Here is a 17,667-nt window from a genome sequence, read left to right on the forward strand (position 1 = left end):
GCACTCCTTTCAGTCGAGTTTCTTGTTCACGTCCACCAGCAAGGCGTCGATCTCTTTACGACGCCCGGCATCGGCACTTTCGCGGCCCGCACGGGGTGCGGCTTGTCTGGCCTTGATCAGCGCTGCCTTGGCTTCAGCGTAGCGCTTCTGACGGTAGAGATGGTCGCCCCAGAAGTACAGACTGTCGATGCCATCGGGGTTGAGCTGCAGGGCTTGTTTGAGCAATTGCTCGGCCTTGTCGCTGTCGCCGAAGCCGATCGGCCAGCCCGGTACCCGATCGTACAATGCAGCGAGGCTGGTGTATGCCGAGCCTTGCAGGGCTTTAGGGTCAAGCGTCAGGGATTTTTCCAGGTCCGCTTTGGCGTCCTTGGCTTTGCCCAGGGCACCGAGCCCGCCCTCGGCACCGGCCCAACTGCTGGTGACGATGCCTTTCCAGATCCAGGCTTCGGCCACATTCGGACGTTGCGTGGTGAACGCGTTGGCTTCGCTGGCCAATTGCTCGAACGCCGCGGCGCGCTGCTTTTCCGCGACCTCGTATTGAATGTGCGCCCAGTTCTGCTGGATGCCGGTGAGACGTTGCTGATCAGCCGGCTCAAGCGCCCAGACACTTTGACTGAGGGCGGCAAACAGCAGGCATGTGGAGAGTTTTTTCATGGCTTTGAAGCCTCGTTGTCAGGTTTTTCACTGAGACGGCGGATCAGTGGCAATTGCTTGCGCAGACCGCGATCCACCAGATGCGGAAGTAAGCTGTTCAAACGGACGAAAAATCGCTCCGGCCAGCCTAGGTAGAGATCACGACGGTCGCCGGCAATCGCATGCATCACTGCCGACGCCACGGTCTGCGGATCGTCAACGCTGGCCTTGAGGGCATCGTTCAAGGCTTGTGCAGCGGCGCTGTTCATCGAGGTGCGGGTGGCCCGGGGCGCTACATACAACACGCTGACCCGCGTGTCGGCCAGCTCGCGGCGCAACGCCTCGGAGAATCCGCGCAGGGCGAATTTGCTCGCGCAATAACTGGCGTAACCTGGGTAGCCGATGGAGCCATAGGTCGAGCCGACGTTGACCACCATCGCGCTGTCAGCCTGCTTGAGCTGCGGCAACAGCATTTTGGTCAGGCAGATTGGCGCGCTGATGTTCACCGCCAGCATCGCGTTGATGTCACTGTCATCGAGCTGTTCGAGCATGGCGAAGTGATTGACCCCGGCGGCGTTGATCAGCAGGTTGATGCCGCCGATGGCGTCGGCGGCGGCCAACACTTTGCGGCGATCGCTGAGGAAGGTCAGGTCGGCGGCGACCCAGCACAGGTTCTGCGGATACCGCTCAAGCAGCGGCAACAGCGCCTCCTGATGCCGCGCCACGGCCAATACCCTGGCACCGGCGGCGCACAAGGCACTGGCGATGGCCAGGCCGATGCCGCCACTGGCACCTGTCAGCACCACGCGGGCTTCATGCAGCTGCATATTGGGCCTCAGCGTCGCGCGGCAGATCACGGAACATGTCGGTGTAGAGCCGATAGACGACTTTCGAAGCATGAATGACCGCCGCTTGATCGTCAGGGTCTTCCAGCTGATTCATCAACCGCCGATAGGTCTGCATGTGCTCGATATCGAGTGCGCCGTGGGAGCTCAGATAGCTGAATGCCGTTTCCGGCAGCGCCAGGCGATCGCGAATGCTCCCCGCCGCGTGGGTCGCCAGGGCAATGCTGGTGCCTTCGAGCACGTTTACCATGCCGAACAGACCCACCGGATTGCCCCGGGCGATCAGGTCGTAGAGAAAACTGACCATCAGCTCGATTGACAATGACGGCTGGCCATCGCGCACGGCGTCGCGATCACCACCACAGGCGGCAATGTCGTTGAGTACCCACTGCTCGTGGCCGTATTCATCTTCAATGTATTCGCACACCGCTTTGCGCAGCCATTCCAGGCGCGTCGGCAGGCGTGCACCGCAAGCCATCATCAGCGGCACGGTGTGGCGCACGTGGTAGTAAGCCTGGGCAAGAAAGGCCCGATAGCTGTCGAGGCTGACCTTGCCTTGCAATGCATCGACGATGATCGGCAGGTTGAACAGTTCGTGGCGTTCGCGTTGCGTGGCTTCTTGCAGGGTGTCGAAAAAACTCATTATGCGGATTCCTCGGAAGTGGCGGATTCGGTCAGTTGCGTGCGGTACTGCGCGATGATGGCGTCGCGGCGCGGCCGGCCATTGGCGGTGAGCAGGCCGTTGGCGGCGGTGAAGGGCTGCGCCAGGCGCGTCCACTGATGCACCTGGGCGTAATCGGGCAACGCCTCGTTCGCTTCGGCGACGGCAGCGGCCAGCTCGGCATCGGTGCAGTCCGGACGATGCGGCCAGAGCAGGGCGTGGTTGTGCGGCATCGCCTCGCCATAGACGAACGCTTGAGCGATGTGGCGGCGCTGGGTCAGTTCCGACTCGACCCATTCCGGGTTGACGTTTCGCCCGTAGCTGGTGACGAATTGGTGTTTTTTGCGGCCCTTGAGATAGAGAAAACCTTCCGGATCGAACTCACCGAGATCGCCACTCGGCCACCATTGATCGGTATACGCCGGCTCCCCCAGATAACCGAGCAACACCGAACCCTTGATCAGCACTTCACCGTCCTCGGCCAACCGCACCTCGAGGTGGGGCAGAGGGCGCCCGACGCTGCCCGGACGGCGCGCGCCGGGGCGATTGAGGCATACGACCGAGGCGCACTCGGACAAGCCGTATCCCTCGTAAACCGCTAACCCGACCCGTTGCGCGCGGTGCAGCAGATCCGCTGACACCCGCGCTCCACCGACCGCGGCGAAGAGCAGGGTTTGCGGATCGAAAGCCTTCTGTTCAGCGGCGCTGACCAGAACTTGCAGCAGCTGTGGCACGAGTATCAGACTCTCCGGCGCACGCTTGCCCAGATAACCGAGCAGGCGCGCAACATCGATGCCGCTGGCACCTTGAATGCCGAGGGTTGTCTGGCTTGGCAGGCTCAACACCGCACCGGCGTACAGCGCGGCATAACAGCCCAGGTTCTCCAGCAGGATCGCCAAAGGCAACAGCGCCAGATGGTGCTCCGGTCCAGTGGCTGCGCTTGCCTGATCAAGCTCCCGGGCAACTCGCAGGAAGCTGTCGGCGCTCAGGCACACCCCTTTCGGCGTGCCGGTGGTCCCGGAGGTAAACGTGAGTTTCGCGGTGCCCGCCGGCATGCGACTCGGGCCATTGAACGAGCGACACCAGAATTCACCTCGTAATTCATAGCCCGCCGCCAGCAGCTCGGCTTGCAGTTCCGGCTCGGCGATCACCCGTTCGGCCTGGCTCTGCTCCAGACAATGGGCGCGCTGCGCGGCGCTGAAAAACGGCGGCAGCGTTACGCAGGTCAAGCCTTCGAACAACACAGCCAGATCCCAAAGCATCGCGTCGACGCCGTTGTCCAGCGCCAGCGCAATCACCTGCACCTGCTCATCGCGCAGGCGCTCCTGGCGATACAACACCTCGGCATACAGCGTGGCGTAATCTATTCTCAGCGTGTCGCCCCACAGGGCTGAGGCGTTGTCATTGCGCCGGGCATGGTCGCGCAGGGTTTCCTGGAAGCGTTGCAATTCAAGCGACATGGCAGGCTCCTTCAACAGAAATCGGCAAACCCAGGCGAGTGAACAGGCCAATATTGCGCAGATGGACAAATCCCGCGCGAATGTTGCCGACGTGCACCCAGGGTTTGCTTTCGTAATAACTGCCCCATTGTTGACGCTCGTCACCCAGTCGCTGTGGATCAGCGGCGCACAATGTCACGGGCTTCAGACCCAGGCGATGGAAGCTGTTGACCAGCCCGATGTTGCCGGTGAAGGTCACCCATTCCAGGCCACCCATGGCCAGCAGATAGGTGATGGCGATGATGCTCAGGCGCGCACTGCCGGTATCGCTGGCGGCGAGGTTGCCGACTTCGACGATGACCGTGCGATCCACTGCACGACCGGCGGCGGCGCTGATCAACGGCTCGATCGGTTCATCCAGATAGCGCTCGAGAAACAGTGCCTGCAGATGCGCTCGACGGACCCCGGCCACTGCGCACAACTGGCCATCGCTGTTGTGCATGCCGAACAGCTCGGGCATGAAATGGCGGATTTCGGCACCGTGAGCCGTGCGAAAACGCTGCTGGATAAAGGCTTCGAAGGGCGCGCGCAGCTCGTCCTCCGGCAACGCGTTTCTCAGCGTCATCGGCAACGACTCGGCTTGGCCGAAGTGCAGGGGCAGCGGGATGTTCCAGTCGAATTCGGGCATGGGCAGAACGCCTCCCTCAATGGGTTTGAGCGCAGTATCCAAGCCATTTCTTAACGAAGTCTGAAGATGAAAAACCGTTAACCGCAGCGCCGATCTTCAGACTCCCTTAAGGCTGGGCAAGCATGGTTAGCCTTGATTCAGGGCAACCGGATCGATAATTTCGAGCGAGATGATCGTCGCTCCACAACAATCACGAGGCGTTTCCTATGATTCGCGACACCGCTGTAACCCGTTATGGAAAACTCTCAATCATCCTGCATTGGCTGATGCTGGCGTTGTTCGTTGGTGTGTATGCGTGCGTCGAAATAAAAGGCTATATGCCCAAAGGCAGCGAAGCACGCGGCCTGCTGATGGGTATGCATGGGCTGTTTGGCGCAAGCATCTTCGCGTTGGTGTGGATTCGTCTGATCGGCCGATTGACCCCGCGTCCACCGATCACCCCCAAACCGCCGGCGTGGCAGACCGCAGTTGCGCACCTGACGCACCTGGCGCTGTATGGATTGATGATTGTCACACCGCTACTCGCCTGGCTGATGCTCGCGGCGGGCGATAAACCGTTTCCGTACTTCGGTTTCCATGTGCCGGCGCCGGTGGCTATTGATCCGGACCTGGCCAAACAACTCAAGTACTGGCACGAATGGATTGGCAGTGCCGGCTACTGGCTGATCGGCCTGCACGCGCTGGCGGGGCTGTTCCACCATTACTGGGTGAAGGACAACACGTTGCAGAGGATGCTGATTAAGCGTGCCCGCTCTTGAGGCAAGCATCTTGCGCTGTTCGTCGAAGGGAATGTTCGCCGCAACTCAAGCGCATGGCTGCGGTGGAGTTGAAAATCCGGAACTGCCAGCCCTCGCCGATGCCGAAACAGCATCGACAACGAGGGCAAAGCCATGACTGAAGAAAAAACCGAAGTGCCGCAAGAAGTACCGGATCAAACCACCCCGGCGCATTCCACCGAAGAAGAGCGCGAGCGCTTGAAGGACTTCAACAAGGATGGCATCCCGCCGGGCAGTTGCTGATCAGCGGTCACCGTGGCTGCGTCACCAGTTCCCCGCTGATCGCATCCATCATCGCCGGATGCTCCTCAGCGGCCACGCGCAAATCCTCGGTGACCCGCAACTCCGCACCTGTCGGTGAATAGGTGGCTGCTGCCGTGAACGGTGCGGGGTTGGCCGGCACCGGGCGTTTGCCACGGCGCCAGAAGAAAAAGCTGACCATGCTCAGATTGACCACAGCGAAGACCCAGAACAGACCGTTGGCGCCGAACGAGTTCATCACCGGCGAGATCATCATCGGACTGATGGCCGAGCCCAGCGAGTTGATCAGCAGCAAACCCTGAATCATCGGCACCAGCGCTTCGGCCGGGGCGCGGTCGGCCGCGTGGCTGACGGCAACCGGGTACAGCGCGAACACGCCGCCACCGAGCAGAAACAGCATCGCCGCGAGCATTGTCGAAGACAGCGGCAGCAGCACAATCACCAGCGATAATGCCGTGCATGCCACCGTCAGAAGTGTCAGCACCTGCAAGCGATCGGTGCGGTCGGACCAGCGTCCGACCGGATACTGCAGCAACATCGCGCCGAGAATCGTCCACGCCATCATGGTGCCGACTTCACCGACGTCCAGACCTCTGCGTTGCAGATACAGCGGCAACAAGGTGTAGATCGCCGCGATGGTCACCCCCGAGCCGAAACAGCCGACCAGCCCGGTCGGCGTCACGCCCAGCAGTTGCCGGGGCTTGAGCGGCTCGACCTGATCGAGCAGCGGCGACACACGCGGCAGGATCACGATCGGCAGCACCGACAGCGCAGCAAGCATGCCGGCAACCATGAACGGCGCGCTGTCGCTCATGCCGGTGATGGTCCCGAGCGTCGCCTGGCCCAAAACGCCAGCGCCATAAAGGACGATCATGTACAGCGCGAGCAGGCGCCCGCGAATCTTCTCGTCACCGGCCAGCAGCAGCCAGCTCTCGATCACCAGAAACACACCCACCGTGGCCCAGCCATTGATCAGCCGCAGGACGAGCCAGCCCCAGGTGTCGTAGAACAGACCCTGCAACAGGATCGTCACGGCAATCAGCGAGGCGAAGCTGCCGTAGGCGCGTATATGGCCGATGCGCAGAATCAGCCGGTCATTGAACACCGCGCCTAGCGTCAGGCCCATGAAGTAGGCCGAGGAAACAATCCCGATCATCGTCGCCGAGGCGCCGGCGGCGTCCAGGCGAAGGGTGGTCAGGGAAGACAGAAAACCATTGCCCAGAGCAATAATGAACAGCCCGAGCAGGGGCGCCAGCGCCATGGCCAGCAAACGCGGAGACATAAAAACCTCAAGAAATAGTACAGCGCAACGTGCGCCTCTGCGCGTGCGGTTGCCAGGCTGGAACAGGTGTTGTGCAAGAGTCTGCCGATCGGGCAGGGCGGTGGCGTCGAACGACATGGCCAGCCCTGCAGATCGCGACTGTGACGAGACACGCGATGCCAGAGCGCGCGGGATTCTACGGCTTGCGCAGGATTTGCCAATAGCTGAAGGCTGCGACGTTAGGACGCAGGCTGTTTTGAGGTTCGAGAGGAGGCTGAAAACCAATCATCGGGCTGAGCTCCGACAAGGGCCATGCATGCAAAAGCTATGCAGGCCCTTGCTCGTTTCAGCGCCTAAGTATGCGATATCAACAAATCACTGATGATGCAGATCGAGCCATCCTCTGGCGGGGTGGCGTCGGTGTAGTCGATCTGGTTGTAGACCCCGCCGTGGAAATTGAACACCTGCGAATTCCAGGTTGAGTCGAGCTGCAAATCACCTGATGTACCGACAACGCCGTTGTAGTCGACGGTGACTCGAGCTACGCCGGCAGAGTTGGCGCGAATGGTCACCTTGAATTTCGCGCCCAGCGGTACGCCCTTGAGCACCGTGGTGTTGACCGGGGTGGGCTGGTTGAAACTCTGGCGGAAGCCCATGGTGATGTTGCCTTTCTGCCAGAACACCTTGATGGCGGGGCTGTCGTCGTTTTTCACATGCATCTGCGAGATAACCACTTTCTGCGCAGAGTTGACCTTGGTCACGGTCATTTCCTGAAAGTTGAGGTGGTCAGCGGCGCTGGCCAGCGACCAATAGAAGGATTCTTTCCATTCGCAGCGAGTGCGGTGAGTGCTCTTGCTCGAGGCGCCTTTGGTTGGCGCGGACAGTTGCAGCGATCCATCCGGCAGCACCGTGACGATGCTGGGAAATTGCGCAATGGCTTCGGCGCCGTTGAGCTCCAGTGCGACCGGATTGGTCGCCGAGACGGGTACCGGGGTGGAGAGGGTGAGATTGCTGATGCTTACGGCCATGGTTTGTACTCCTGACGATAAAAATCATTAGCGACCCAAGCCTTCGGTGGATTGGCACATCTGTCTGCGCGGACTTTCACCATCTCTTGGGCACAACACCATGGCGGCGCAAGCGGCCGCCGCGAAAACACACAGGGCAAAGGTCACGCCCGTTGCCTCCAGCACTGCGCCGAAAACCGGCGTGCCAGCGGTCTGACCGAGCGCCAGAAGCAGAAACGGAATGCCCAGTCCCAGGTCCGGGCGGTCCGGCAACAAACGAATGCCTTGCAGCAGATAAACGCCTGAAGAAACGATGTAGGCCGCGCCAAACAGGCACATCGCGGCGAGGCCCGATCCGGCTGAAACTGATGCGCCAGTGAGGCCCAACGTCCCGAGGGCGATCCCGGCAAGCGCCAGATGCTGCATGCGTGCGACACCGAAGCGGCCGGTGAGCACACCGGTCATGCAGCCGCTGATTCCCGCAGCGCCCAATACGATCCACGCCCACGCAATGCCCTGATCGGAGAAACCAGCCTCACTGCGCAAAATATCGGCGCCGAATGTCCAGATCGCCGTGCTCGCCAGGCCCATCAGGAAAGCACTGGCGCACAAAGGCAGTACGCCGGGTCGACGCAGCATTGCCAGCGAGAAGCTCTGCGCGACGTCACGCTCGACCCGGCGCGGTACCGCAAACCAGAGCCAGATCGTGACGCCGATGCCGGTCAAGGCAAACAGGGCATACAGCTGGCGCCATTGCCCGGCCGCCAATATCGCCGCAAAACCGGAAAAAACGATTCCCGCCGCTGTCCCGGCATTGATAAAACCATTGGCCCGCGGGCGATCCGCATCATCAAGACGCGCTGCCACCGCGCTGGCCAATGGCGGCGAAGTCAGACCCGTGCTCAATCCCGCCAGCGCCACACCACAGCCCAACGTCAGCCCCGACGAGGCCACAACCACCAGGCCCATCCCCAGCGTGGCCGCTGCACCGGCCATCACCGTCAACCCGCGCGGACTGATTTTGCCATTGCAGACAAACGTCGCAACGATGCCCACACAGTAAGCGGCGAACGCACTGCCACCAATCCATCCCGCAGCGGTCACGCTGAGCGTCAGATCCTGACGAATCTGCGGCAGCAGCAATCCGTAAGCGAAGCGCGCGAGGCCATAGGACAACGCCGTCAGCGCGAACGCTGCCGTGACAAGATTGAGGCTGCGCCGGTCAAGGCTCACGGTGAAATCGGATCGCTGGCAGGACAGGTTGTCTCGACCGCATGCTCCGGTCTGGACCAGATGCGATCGGAGTTGGAGGGATCATTAGCCATGAGTGTCCTCGAGGATGTCTGTTGCTGGAGTGGTTATCGATTCTGATAACGGACTTGCACTTGGGTTTGATGATTTTCCAACACAGCCGATGGATGGTAGAGCAAAGGGCGAGGGCAGCCGCTCGGTTGGCTTGGCGCACGTCAACCTTTGCGAGCAGGATCGAGTGATGTTTGCGGGTATCGAGGGGCGGGGGATGGCGCTTGGAGAGAGGCGAGTTAGTGCAGGACGGCACGCCGGAAGAACTGCGCGAGCGTCAGGGAGTTTTCCGCGCGCGGTGGCGGATGCAAGCGAGGGTACAAAACCGTTGAACACAGCACTACTGCGCTGAGCGCGTCCAGACCCGCACGTAATCGATGCGAAACACCGACGGCAGGTCAGCATCGTCGACCACGCCGAACCAGTCCCACATCGCTTCGCTGTCGAAGACGATTTGCATCGGGAAATGCCAGTAGCTGTTCTTCGCCTCCCGGACCAATACGCCGTCGACGTACCAGCGCAAGGTCTCGGGTTGCCAGTCGAAACCGTAGACATGAAAGGTACTGGCCAGCCGCCAAGGGGCATTCCACGTGCTGCCGGAACTCAGGTGTTGATCATTCTGCGGTCTGGCCCAGACATGGGCGTTCATGTTGTACCGGCGGTCGAACGCTTCGTTGCGGGTTTTGCCGCCGATTTCGAAGATGTCGATTTCCGTGGCGTTGTCCGGAAGCCCGGTCCACGCCAGCCAGAACGCACTGGAGCCGGCAGAGTTCATCGGCTTCGCCCGGGCTTCGTAATAGCCGTACATGCCCCGTTCATGGGTACGCACCATCGCCGAGCTGTAATCCTTATAGCCCAGGGCTAGGTATTTTTCCGGCAAGGTCTGTTTGCGGAAAGTGATGTTCAGATTGCCGTTGCCGACCTTGGCGTTCTCCGGCAAAAACAGCGCCGGTTTGCGCCCGAGGGAATCGGTGCCGGTGGCGTTGTTGACGTGCCAGCGTTCGGCATCGAGGGCGCTGCCGTTGAATTCGTCGGACAGCCGCGTATCGCGTTTCCAACCGCCGGCATTGGCCTGGTCCGATAACGGCAGGTCGGGCGTAACGTGCGTCGGGGTCGGGCCTAATGGGCCGACGCGAGTCCAGGCATCGACCTGTTGCGGAATGGCGACCGCCCACTTTTGCGCCAGATACTCGAACACGTTGCGGCGTTCTTCCTGGCTGCTGAATGGGCGGTCATAAACCAGTACTTCGGCGATGTCACCGCGGAGGATTTCCGAGGTGCCCACCACATTGCGCGCCACCGCGAACGGGCCGATCGGCACGTCACTGGTTTCCAGCAACGCCAGCGCCGGCTCGTAGGCGGTGGTCTGCTGCACACTGATGCCGAAATTCGGTGCGACGTTGTCGTTGTCCGCCAGTTGCGGCCGCGAGCTGAACAGGCGCTGCCAGGCCTTGCCGCCGGCCTGCTCGGGCAAGCGCCGCGAGACGACGAACACCGTCACCGGGCCTTTGCTCGTGCGAATCGCCTGGCCCATGAATGCCGCTGTGCCGCTGAAGCGCACCACGCCGTGGCCGTTGAGGGCGTTGTCGACGCGCGTGGGCAATGTCGTCGCCGCGCGATTGTCGACGGTGACGTCATTGCCCTTGCCGGATTTATCCAGCCAGCGCACGACCTGGTTTTGCCCCTCCAGAGTCATCGAGGCGGGATCATTGCCGTCCAGCCACAGCACCAGTCCGTCAGCCACCGGTTGGGGAATATTGGCGCGGGCGCCAGCGCTCAGCAGCAGCAAGACAAACAGCAAGCATCGTGATCTGTTCATGAGTCGTCCCTAACATGGATGTGCGCCGGTTCAGCTACCCACCGCCAGCAGCGGCGCCGGTTGCGGGCGGTAGCCCCATGGGTTGCTGGTCTGCCAGCGCCAGCTGTCGATGAGCATTTGCGTCAGCTCGCGTTGTGCCCGCCAGCCCAGCTCGCGCCCGGCCTTGCTCGCGTCGGCGCGGCACTCGGCGATATCTCCGGCGCGGCGTGGGGCGAAGCGGTAGGGAATGCGCAGGCCGGTGACGTCTTCGAAGGCGCTGATGATCTGCAATACGCTGTAGCCGGTGCCGCTGCCGAGATTCCACACGTGCAGGCCATGCTCGTCGTCCTGCAAAACCTGTAGCGCCTTGAGATGACCTTCGGCCAGATCCAGCACATGGATGTAATCGCGAATACAGGTGCCGTCGACTGTTGGATAGTCGTTGCCGTAAACGGTCAACGCAGCGCGCTGGCCGCTGGCAACCTCGGTCAGGCACGGCAGCAGATTGTTCGGCCGTCCATTGGGCGCTTCACCGATCAATCCGCTTTGGTGCGCGCCGATCGGGTTGAAGTACCGCAGCACGGCGATGTTCCAGCGCGCATCCGCGAGGGCAAGGTCGCTGAGCAATTCTTCGATCATCAACTTCGAGCGCCCGTAGGGATTAACCGGTTTGCCGGTGCCGTGCTCTTCGACGATGGGCATGCGGGCCGGCTCGCCGTACACCGTCGCCGAGGAACTGAACACCAGATTGAACACGTGGGCGCGGGCCATCACCTGACACAGGTTCAGCGTGCCGAACACATTGTTGGCGTAGTAATCCATCGGCCGGCGCACGCTTTGCGCAACCGCTTTGAGCCCGGCGAAATGCAGCACCGCGTCGATCGCGTAGGTGCTGAAAATCTCTTCCAGCAGCGCTGCGTCGCGGATATCGCCCTCGATGAAATCGACGTGCGAATGACTCAACAGCTCCAGCCGTGCGACTGCTTCGCGGCTGCTGTTGCACAGATTGTCGAGGATCAGCACCGAGTGTCCGGCTTCGATCAGTTGCAATGCCGTGTGCGAACCGATGTAGCCGGCACCGCCCGTGATCAACGTGGTTTTGCGCATGACGACGTGCTCCATTGCGAGGAAATCCGGCTCAGCGGGCGGTGAACACCAACTTGAATTCTTGCGGCCAGCGCGGGTGCAGCAGGCTGTAGGCCAAGGCATAGGTCAGCGTGCCGATGGCAATGTCGCCGGCCAGGTGCGCATAACCGGACAGGCCGGTCTGCCGCGACAGCCACATCACCACGACGACCATCACGGAAGAGGCAAGCAGGCTGCGGTAACTGGACTGAAAGAAGCTGCGCCAGTCGTAACCGATCGCGGCGTGCAGGCCGCGTACCTGCAACGGCGTGATCAGCAGCATGCGCAGCAGCAATGCCAGCGCCGCCGCCATGCCGCCGTAGGTCGCGCCAAGCAAATAGACCAGCGCCAGCGCGAGCAGGGTGGTGGCAACTTCCGCCTTGAGGGTCAAGTGCGTGCGATTGACCGCCACCAGCGCAGTGGTTGCATACAGCGCCAGATTGCCCAGCGCCGCCGTGCAGGCGAGCACTTGCAGCAAGGGAATCGCGTCGGCCCATTTCGCGCCGAAGATCAGCAGGATGATGTCTTCGGCGGTCAGGGCGATGCCGAAGAACAGCGGCGTGAGCACGAAGCCGCTGATCGCCGTGGAATCGCCAATCATCCCGATCAGCCGCGCCGGTTCGGCACTGCGCCGGGCGAACACCGGCAAGGCGTAACTCATCAAGCCGTTGTAGATCGCCGAGCGCGGCAGATCGATGATGCGCATGGCCAGATTGAACATGCCCACCGCGTGCGCCCCGGCAGTCAGGCCAAGAATCAGATTGACGCCGCGTTGCAGGGTTTGCGAACTCATCACGTTGACGCAGACCGGCAGACCGGAGCGCAGCAGTTCGCCCAGCACCTGGCGGTCGATCAGCAAGGGAATGCGCCGACGTTCGCTGCGCATCAGCACCAGCGTGGAAACGCCGTCCATGATCAGCGCTTGGGCAACCACCGCCCACGGGCCGAAACCCAGCAGCGCAACAGCCACGCCGCCAACCCCGCCAGCCACTTTGCCGAGCAAGGTGCGCGAGGCCAGCAGCTTGAAATTGCCGCTGCGGCGCATCTGTGCCACATACACCCGCGCCATCAGGGTGAAAAGGATTTTCACCGAGGCCACAGCGGTCATCCAGCGCAGCGCGGTGGACGGCGTATAGAGCACGACCGCCAGCGAAATCAACGCGATCGATAGCAGGCTGACCAGCACCGCAAACCAGAACACGCTGCTGATGTGTTTGTCTTCCATCCGCTGCAGGCGCACCAGCGGGTCTTCCAGCATCGACGAGAACAGAATGCCGACCACTTCGACCACGGCGATGATCAGCGTGCCGATGCCCAGCTCAGTCGGCGTCAGCAGATGCGCGTAGACGACAAAGGTAATCATCGACAGAAAGATCAGGCCGAACTTCTCGGTGAAAATCCATGCGAGGGTCATCAGGCGACGGTTGGCCATGGCGCGATCCCTGAAATTCAGCGGCTGTTGCCCAGACTTTTCAAGCAGGCGTAGAGGTAGCGAAGGGTCGGTTTGCCCCGGGAGAACAACAGCGTCTGCCACGAATGCCCGAGCATCTGCCGGAACACCTCGATGACCCGGCGATGATCGCCGCGCCGGGAAAAGGCATTGAGAAATTCCGCGTGATTGGCGAGGACGAAATAGATCCGCTGCTGCTGGTTCAGCCGGGTGCCGTAACGCGCCAGGTACAGCTGGATGAAGCGCAGCTTGTGCGGGTAATACTTGTGCGGTTGCGCGGTGATGTTGGCGGCATTGACGGCGCGCCAGTGCAGAATCTGCGGCACGCTGTGGATCTCGCTGATTTCCGCGATGCGCGTCCACAACAGGCGATCTTCAGCGAAGCGCAGGCTCTGATCGAAGCCGCCAATGGCGACGATGATCTCGCGCAGGGCGAGTACGCCGGAGGTGCCGTTGATGATGTTCTCGCGCATGAAGTCGGCAAAGTGCTCGCCGTGTTTACAGCGATCCTCCAATTGGCGTTTGCCATCACTGAATTCGCTCATCTGAAAGCAATCGATCAAACCGACTTTGCGTCCCTGTCGGGTCAATTCCGCGTGCAGTGCCAGTTGTTTTTGCAGTTTTTCCGGATGCCAGCGGTCGTCGGCATCAAGGAAAGCGATAAAGGTTTCTTCGGCGCTGAACACGCCGCGATTGCGTGCACTGGCCGGGCCTTGGTTGGGCTGCTGCAACAGCACGATGGGGAAGGGCGCGGCGTACTGCCTGACGATCTCTGGCCCGGCATCGCTGGAACCGTCATCAACGACAATGACTTTGTCCGGCGGGCGGGTCTGTGCGCACACCGAGTCCAGTGTGCGTTGAATGCTGGCGGCGGCGTTGTACAGCGGAACCACCACGCACACGGTGACGGCCGAGGGATCATTCAGCATGGGCGTTGTTCCCGGAAAGTGCCGCGCATTGGCCGAGCATTCGCCGCTGGCAGCGGCTGCGGACGGGCGACGAGGTGGTGGCGGAAGGTCAGGCTGAGCACGCAGAAAATCAGGAACTCACCCGAGCGATAGTTGGGGATCACGTAGGCGACGTAATTGGTAACGACGAACAGGCCGATGATCACCAGCGCACAGGCCTGATAGCGCGCGGACTGATCTGCGGTGATTGCGCGATAGCGCTTGCTCAGGGTCTGGGCAAACATCAGCAGCAGGGCGATCAACTGAATCAGGCCGCCATTGAGCAGGGTTTCGACGTAGCCGCTGTGCGCGTTGCCGATGTAGCCCCAGCGCGTAATGAACGCATCTGCATCGGCACTGGCCCAGAACGCGCCGAAACCATAGCCCTTGAGAAATTGCGCATCGATCAGCGGCTGCAACAGCTCCCAGATCAACGTGCGGTCAGTGAGTGACGGGTCGCGGCCGACCAGTTCCAGCAGCATGGCGTAGTTGGCGTAAAGCACCCCACACAAGAGGAAGAACACCAGCGTGGCGGCGGTGAAGGCCAGCAGTGAGCGGTTGATGCGCAGCCGGATCAGCGTGATGAAGTAGGCGTAACTGGCGGTGCCGGCGACGATCAGCGCAATCGCCGTGGCTGACTGCGCCAGACCGATGGCGATCAGCGCGAACAGCCCATACAGCATGGCCAGCGGGTTGCGCTGGCGGATCATCGGCAGCAGCAACAGGATCGCAATCGCGTTCAGGCGTGCGCCAGCGTTCTTTTCCGCGAACACCCCGCGAAAGGCCCCGTCACGGATGCCGCCGGAAATAAAGGCGATGTCCGGGCGAATCACGGCGAAGATCAACCCGACTAGCGCCGCTGCACCGATCACGCAGCCGAACAGAAAAGCGATCCGCTCGATGCTGTAGCGCCAAGCGATAAAACCGGCAAAAAACACCACGCTGAGCAGCGCAACGAAACGCTTGAAACTGAGCATCGGCTCGCTCGACCAACTGATCGACGCCGCCACGCAGCCGAGAAACAACAGCAAAAACAGGTTCTGCCGGTAGAAACTCTTGCTGAGGAACACTTTGTGGCGAATGAAGAAGAAGAGCGGCACCAGCAACGTCAGCAAGCCGCAGACCTGATTGGCCAGATTGCCTTCCAGATCCTGCTGGGCATCGTCCAGCGTGCTCACATTCCCCAGGCGCAGAAAGAAGCCGATCACTTGCGTATAGAACAGCACGCCAAACAAGGTGAAGGCGTCGGCCAGTGTCGAATAACGCACTTGCAGGCGGTTCATCTCAGCGCCTCCCGAGTAACGCCTTGAGGTAGGTCTGCACCGCGCGGCCGCTGACGAAGCGCGCGGCGGCATCAATCCGCCGCTGGCGATGCAGGGCTCGTGGCGCGGCCATTTGTGCGCTGATTGCGCTGGCGAGGGCGGCCGGATCGTCCACCTCGACCAAGGGGGCGACGGCGCCATCTGCGAGGATTTCCTGCGGGCCGTACGGGCAGCGGGTCGCCACGACCGGCGTGCCGGTCGACAGGGCTTCGACCAACGCGTTGGGGCTGCCCTCGAAACGCGACGACAGGACGAAACAGTCCGCTCGGGCAATCTCGGCGATAGGGTCACTGGCGTATCCCGGTAGATCGCAACGCTCTGCGACGCCGAGCGCTGTCGCTTGGGCCAGCAGTTCGCCGCGCAGGGCGCCTTCGCCGAAGATGATCAGCCGCGCATTGCCTTGCGGCAGGCGGGCGAAGGCGTCGATCAAAGTGTCGAAGCCTTTTTGCTGCGCCAGGCGTCCTACAGCGACGATCACCGGAGTGGTTTTGGCCTTGAGCCAGGGATGGCTGGGCGCGGCGGCGGGTTTGTCACGAAAATCGTTGTCGAGCACCGGGTTGTCAGCGGTCGTCACATCGCGCGCACGGGCGATGGTGGTGTCGACCAGATCCTCGGCGACGCCTTGTGACACGCAGATCACCGGGTTGGGAATCAGCCGGTACAGCCACGGCGCCAGCCAGTAGGCGAGCTTGACCGACAATGCCGGGTTGACGTGTTTGTCCCGCGAAAAGGCATTGCGCTCGCTGACATGCAGCCGCGCCAGCGTCCCGGACAGCGCGGCGGCGGCAATCGCCACGACGTTGACGTGGGTGAGGGCAGCCAGTTGCGCGTCGTACTGATTGCTGCGTAAAAACCGTGTCAGTGCCGGCACAGCCGCCGCGCTGCGCGGACTGTCGAGCAGCACTTGTCTGACTCGTGGGTCGAGCGCCGGCTGATTGATGCCGGCACCGGTGAGCATCAGCAGCGTGACTTCGTTGCCGGCCTCAACCAAGGCACCGGCGAGGCGCACCATCATTTTCTCCGCGCCGCCGGCGCCGAGGTCCTGGAGAATGATCAGCAGCTTTTTCATCGGTTCCACACCTGGTAATAAGCCTGCGCGGCGTACTGGCTGGTATAGGGCAGGATCGCGTCGCTGACTGAGCGTCGGGGCGGCGGCTCGGGTTCGCGGCTGGCCAGACTGTCGAGCAGCGCCTCGGCCAGGGCTGGCACATCGTTGACCTTGACCAAACGCCCGAGGCGTCCATCGTCGAGCAACTCGCGCGGACCGCTGCCGCAATCGGTGGAGATCACCGGCGTACCCAGCGCCAGCGCCTCGACCAGTACCGTCGGCAAACCTTCGTGCAATGAGCTGAGCACCAACAACTGCGCATGGCGGATCAGCGGATAGGGATTGCGCAGATGCCCGGTGAAATGCACCAGGCGTTCGATGCCCAGCCGTTGTGTCTGCGCTTCAAGCGCTGCGCGTAACGGCCCGTCGCCGGCAATCACCAGATACGGCAGCGGGCGTTGTTGCGCCGCCAGCGCGTAGGCGTCGAGCAGCAGCGCGAAGCCCTTGGTTTCCACTAGCCGGCCGACACCCAGCCAATAATGATGGGGCACGCCACCGGGCAACGGCGCCTGAGCCGCACGCAACAGTTGCTCGCTGATCACCGCGTTCGGGCAATAACGGATGCGCGGCTGGCCCCACGGCATCAACCCGGCAAGGGACTGGCGCAGACCGTGGGACACCGCGACTACCTTGCCGCTGCCGCACAGGTACAGCGCGTACAACAGGCGCAGGCTGGCGCGCCCGGTGTTCTGCTCGGCGCAATCCAGCGCGGCGTGGCGGGTGTAGATGACTTTGCAGGCACTGCCCAGGGTGGCGAACCAGGTGCAGAGGTTGGCCTGCTCCTTGGCGCCAATCAGATGCGTCACGCTTTCGCGGCGAATCAGCCGGCGCAACAGCACGATCGACTTCAGCCAGCCCGCGAGCCCACTGCCGCCACCGGCCATGCTCGGCGCGCCGTCAACATTGGGCGAGTCGCCGTTCATGACGTAAAAACTCACCCGCCGGCCGTCCGCCAGAAACTGCTCGGCGAGGCGTTGCTGCACGCACTCGACGCCGCCGCCAGTCTGGTAATCCTTGAGCGTGAACAGAATATGCATCGGCACA

17 protein-coding genes are annotated in these 17,667 nt (G+C 62.0%); 2 read left to right on the forward strand and 15 right to left on the reverse strand.

The features are described from left to right. Positions 1-9: 9 nt before the first annotated feature. The 5 genes from AB4N73_RS07375 to AB4N73_RS07395 are packed head-to-tail and all read right to left on the reverse strand — an operon-like array spanning position 10 to position 4,266. Positions 10-654 (reverse strand): tetratricopeptide repeat protein, encoded by a 645-nt coding sequence (locus tag AB4N73_RS07375; protein WP_041478760.1) that lies wholly within the window; start codon positions 652-654, stop codon positions 10-12. Continuing rightward, positions 651-1,460: an SDR family oxidoreductase gene (locus tag AB4N73_RS07380; protein ID WP_041478761.1), complete on the reverse strand. Its 810-nt coding sequence runs from the start codon at positions 1,458-1,460 to the stop codon at positions 651-653. The genes AB4N73_RS07375 and AB4N73_RS07380 overlap by 4 nt, the downstream gene beginning before the upstream one ends. Further along, the gene (locus AB4N73_RS07385) at positions 1,447-2,121 is read right to left on the reverse strand and encodes a TenA family transcriptional regulator (RefSeq protein WP_056785591.1); all 675 of its coding nucleotides are present in this window, start codon (positions 2,119-2,121) and stop codon (positions 1,447-1,449) included. The genes AB4N73_RS07380 and AB4N73_RS07385 overlap by 14 nt, the downstream gene beginning before the upstream one ends. Further along, positions 2,121-3,599 carry an AMP-binding protein gene (locus tag AB4N73_RS07390; protein ID WP_460137947.1) on the reverse strand — a complete coding sequence of 493 codons (1,479 nt, stop codon included), beginning with the start codon at positions 3,597-3,599 and terminating at the stop codon, positions 2,121-2,123. The genes AB4N73_RS07385 and AB4N73_RS07390 overlap by 1 nt, the downstream gene beginning before the upstream one ends. Further along, positions 3,589-4,266: a thermostable hemolysin gene (locus tag AB4N73_RS07395; RefSeq protein ID WP_460143175.1), complete on the reverse strand. Its 678-nt coding sequence runs from the start codon at positions 4,264-4,266 to the stop codon at positions 3,589-3,591. The genes AB4N73_RS07390 and AB4N73_RS07395 overlap by 11 nt, the downstream gene beginning before the upstream one ends. 206 nt (positions 4,267-4,472) lie before the next feature. Here AB4N73_RS07395 and AB4N73_RS07400 point away from each other — a divergent pair, with 206 nt between their 5' ends. Together AB4N73_RS07400 and AB4N73_RS07405 are read left to right on the forward strand one after the other, a co-directional pair. Continuing rightward, positions 4,473-5,024, forward strand: a complete 552-nt coding sequence (locus tag AB4N73_RS07400) for a cytochrome b (RefSeq protein WP_460143176.1) — start codon at positions 4,473-4,475, stop codon at positions 5,022-5,024. A gap of 132 nt (positions 5,025-5,156) precedes the next feature. Next, entirely contained in the window at positions 5,157-5,285 is a 129-nt protein-coding gene (locus tag AB4N73_RS07405; protein WP_024012797.1) for a hypothetical protein, read from the forward strand. Between the two features lie 7 nt (positions 5,286-5,292). Here the strand turns inward: AB4N73_RS07405 and AB4N73_RS07410 are convergent, their stop codons facing one another. The 10 genes from AB4N73_RS07410 to AB4N73_RS07455 all read right to left on the reverse strand — a co-directional run bounded on the left by AB4N73_RS07410 (position 5,293) and on the right by AB4N73_RS07455 (position 17,660). Next, entirely contained in the window at positions 5,293-6,702 is a 1,410-nt protein-coding gene (locus tag AB4N73_RS07410) for an MFS transporter (protein WP_460143177.1), read from the reverse strand. Between the two features lie 215 nt (positions 6,703-6,917). After that, positions 6,918-7,592 carry a polysaccharide lyase family 7 protein gene (locus AB4N73_RS07415; RefSeq protein WP_460143178.1) on the reverse strand — a complete coding sequence of 225 codons (675 nt, stop codon included), beginning with the start codon at positions 7,590-7,592 and terminating at the stop codon, positions 6,918-6,920. Positions 7,593-7,619: 27 nt separating this feature from the next. Further along, positions 7,620-8,804: an MFS transporter gene (locus AB4N73_RS07420; RefSeq protein WP_252878090.1), complete on the reverse strand. Its 1,185-nt coding sequence runs from the start codon at positions 8,802-8,804 to the stop codon at positions 7,620-7,622. Between the two features lie 409 nt (positions 8,805-9,213). Beyond that, entirely contained in the window at positions 9,214-10,692 is a 1,479-nt protein-coding gene (locus tag AB4N73_RS07425; RefSeq protein ID WP_460143179.1) for a family 16 glycosylhydrolase, read from the reverse strand. 30 nt (positions 10,693-10,722) lie between these two features. After that, positions 10,723-11,778, reverse strand: a complete 1,056-nt coding sequence (gene galE / locus AB4N73_RS07430; protein ID WP_305383002.1) for a UDP-glucose 4-epimerase GalE — start codon at positions 11,776-11,778, stop codon at positions 10,723-10,725. 31 nt (positions 11,779-11,809) lie between these two features. Next, positions 11,810-13,228, reverse strand: a complete 1,419-nt coding sequence (locus AB4N73_RS07435; RefSeq protein ID WP_305383003.1) for an oligosaccharide flippase family protein — start codon at positions 13,226-13,228, stop codon at positions 11,810-11,812. A gap of 17 nt (positions 13,229-13,245) precedes the next feature. Continuing rightward, positions 13,246-14,175, reverse strand: coding sequence for a glycosyltransferase family 2 protein (locus AB4N73_RS07440; RefSeq protein WP_056785618.1), 930 nt, complete (start codon positions 14,173-14,175; stop codon positions 13,246-13,248). Continuing rightward, positions 14,169-15,476, reverse strand: a complete 1,308-nt coding sequence (locus AB4N73_RS07445) for an O-antigen ligase family protein (protein WP_095179847.1) — start codon at positions 15,474-15,476, stop codon at positions 14,169-14,171. The genes AB4N73_RS07440 and AB4N73_RS07445 overlap by 7 nt, the downstream gene beginning before the upstream one ends. Position 15,477: 1 nt before the next feature. Continuing rightward, on the reverse strand, positions 15,478-16,584 hold the full coding sequence (locus AB4N73_RS07450) for a glycosyltransferase (RefSeq protein ID WP_056785623.1): 1,107 nt from the start codon (positions 16,582-16,584) through the stop codon (positions 15,478-15,480). Next, entirely contained in the window at positions 16,581-17,660 is a 1,080-nt protein-coding gene (locus tag AB4N73_RS07455) for a glycosyltransferase (RefSeq protein WP_460143180.1), read from the reverse strand. The genes AB4N73_RS07450 and AB4N73_RS07455 overlap by 4 nt, the downstream gene beginning before the upstream one ends. Positions 17,661-17,667 lie beyond the last annotated feature (7 nt).

The organism is Pseudomonas sp. S3_B08, assembly GCF_054667725.1.

Coding starts and splice junctions, on each gene's coding strand:
- AB4N73_RS07375 (WP_041478760.1), bottom strand. CDS start 654: ATGAAAAAACTCTCCACATGCCTGCTGTTTGCCGCCCTCAGTCAAAGT.
- AB4N73_RS07380 (WP_041478761.1), bottom strand. CDS start 1,460: ATGCAGCTGCATGAAGCCCGCGTGGTGCTGACAGGTGCCAGTGGCGGC.
- AB4N73_RS07385 (WP_056785591.1), bottom strand. CDS start 2,121: ATGAGTTTTTTCGACACCCTGCAAGAAGCCACGCAACGCGAACGCCAC.
- AB4N73_RS07390 (WP_460137947.1), bottom strand. CDS start 3,599: ATGTCGCTTGAATTGCAACGCTTCCAGGAAACCCTGCGCGACCATGCC.
- AB4N73_RS07395 (WP_460143175.1), bottom strand. CDS start 4,266: ATGCCCGAATTCGACTGGAACATCCCGCTGCCCCTGCACTTCGGCCAA.
- AB4N73_RS07400 (WP_460143176.1), top strand. CDS start 4,473: ATGATTCGCGACACCGCTGTAACCCGTTATGGAAAACTCTCAATCATC.
- AB4N73_RS07405 (WP_024012797.1), top strand. CDS start 5,157: ATGACTGAAGAAAAAACCGAAGTGCCGCAAGAAGTACCGGATCAAACC.
- AB4N73_RS07410 (WP_460143177.1), bottom strand. CDS start 6,702: ATGTCGTTCGACGCCACCGCCCTGCCCGATCGGCAGACTCTTGCACAA.
- AB4N73_RS07415 (WP_460143178.1), bottom strand. CDS start 7,592: ATGGCCGTAAGCATCAGCAATCTCACCCTCTCCACCCCGGTACCCGTC.
- AB4N73_RS07425 (WP_460143179.1), bottom strand. CDS start 10,692: ATGAACAGATCACGATGCTTGCTGTTTGTCTTGCTGCTGCTGAGCGCT.
- galE (WP_305383002.1), bottom strand. CDS start 11,778: ATGCGCAAAACCACGTTGATCACGGGCGGTGCCGGCTACATCGGTTCG.
- AB4N73_RS07435 (WP_305383003.1), bottom strand. CDS start 13,228: ATGGCCAACCGTCGCCTGATGACCCTCGCATGGATTTTCACCGAGAAG.
- AB4N73_RS07440 (WP_056785618.1), bottom strand. CDS start 14,175: ATGCTGAATGATCCCTCGGCCGTCACCGTGTGCGTGGTGGTTCCGCTG.
- AB4N73_RS07445 (WP_095179847.1), bottom strand. CDS start 15,476: ATGAACCGCCTGCAAGTGCGTTATTCGACACTGGCCGACGCCTTCACC.
- AB4N73_RS07450 (WP_056785623.1), bottom strand. CDS start 16,584: ATGAAAAAGCTGCTGATCATTCTCCAGGACCTCGGCGCCGGCGGCGCG.
- AB4N73_RS07455 (WP_460143180.1), bottom strand. CDS start 17,660: ATGCATATTCTGTTCACGCTCAAGGATTACCAGACTGGCGGCGGCGTC.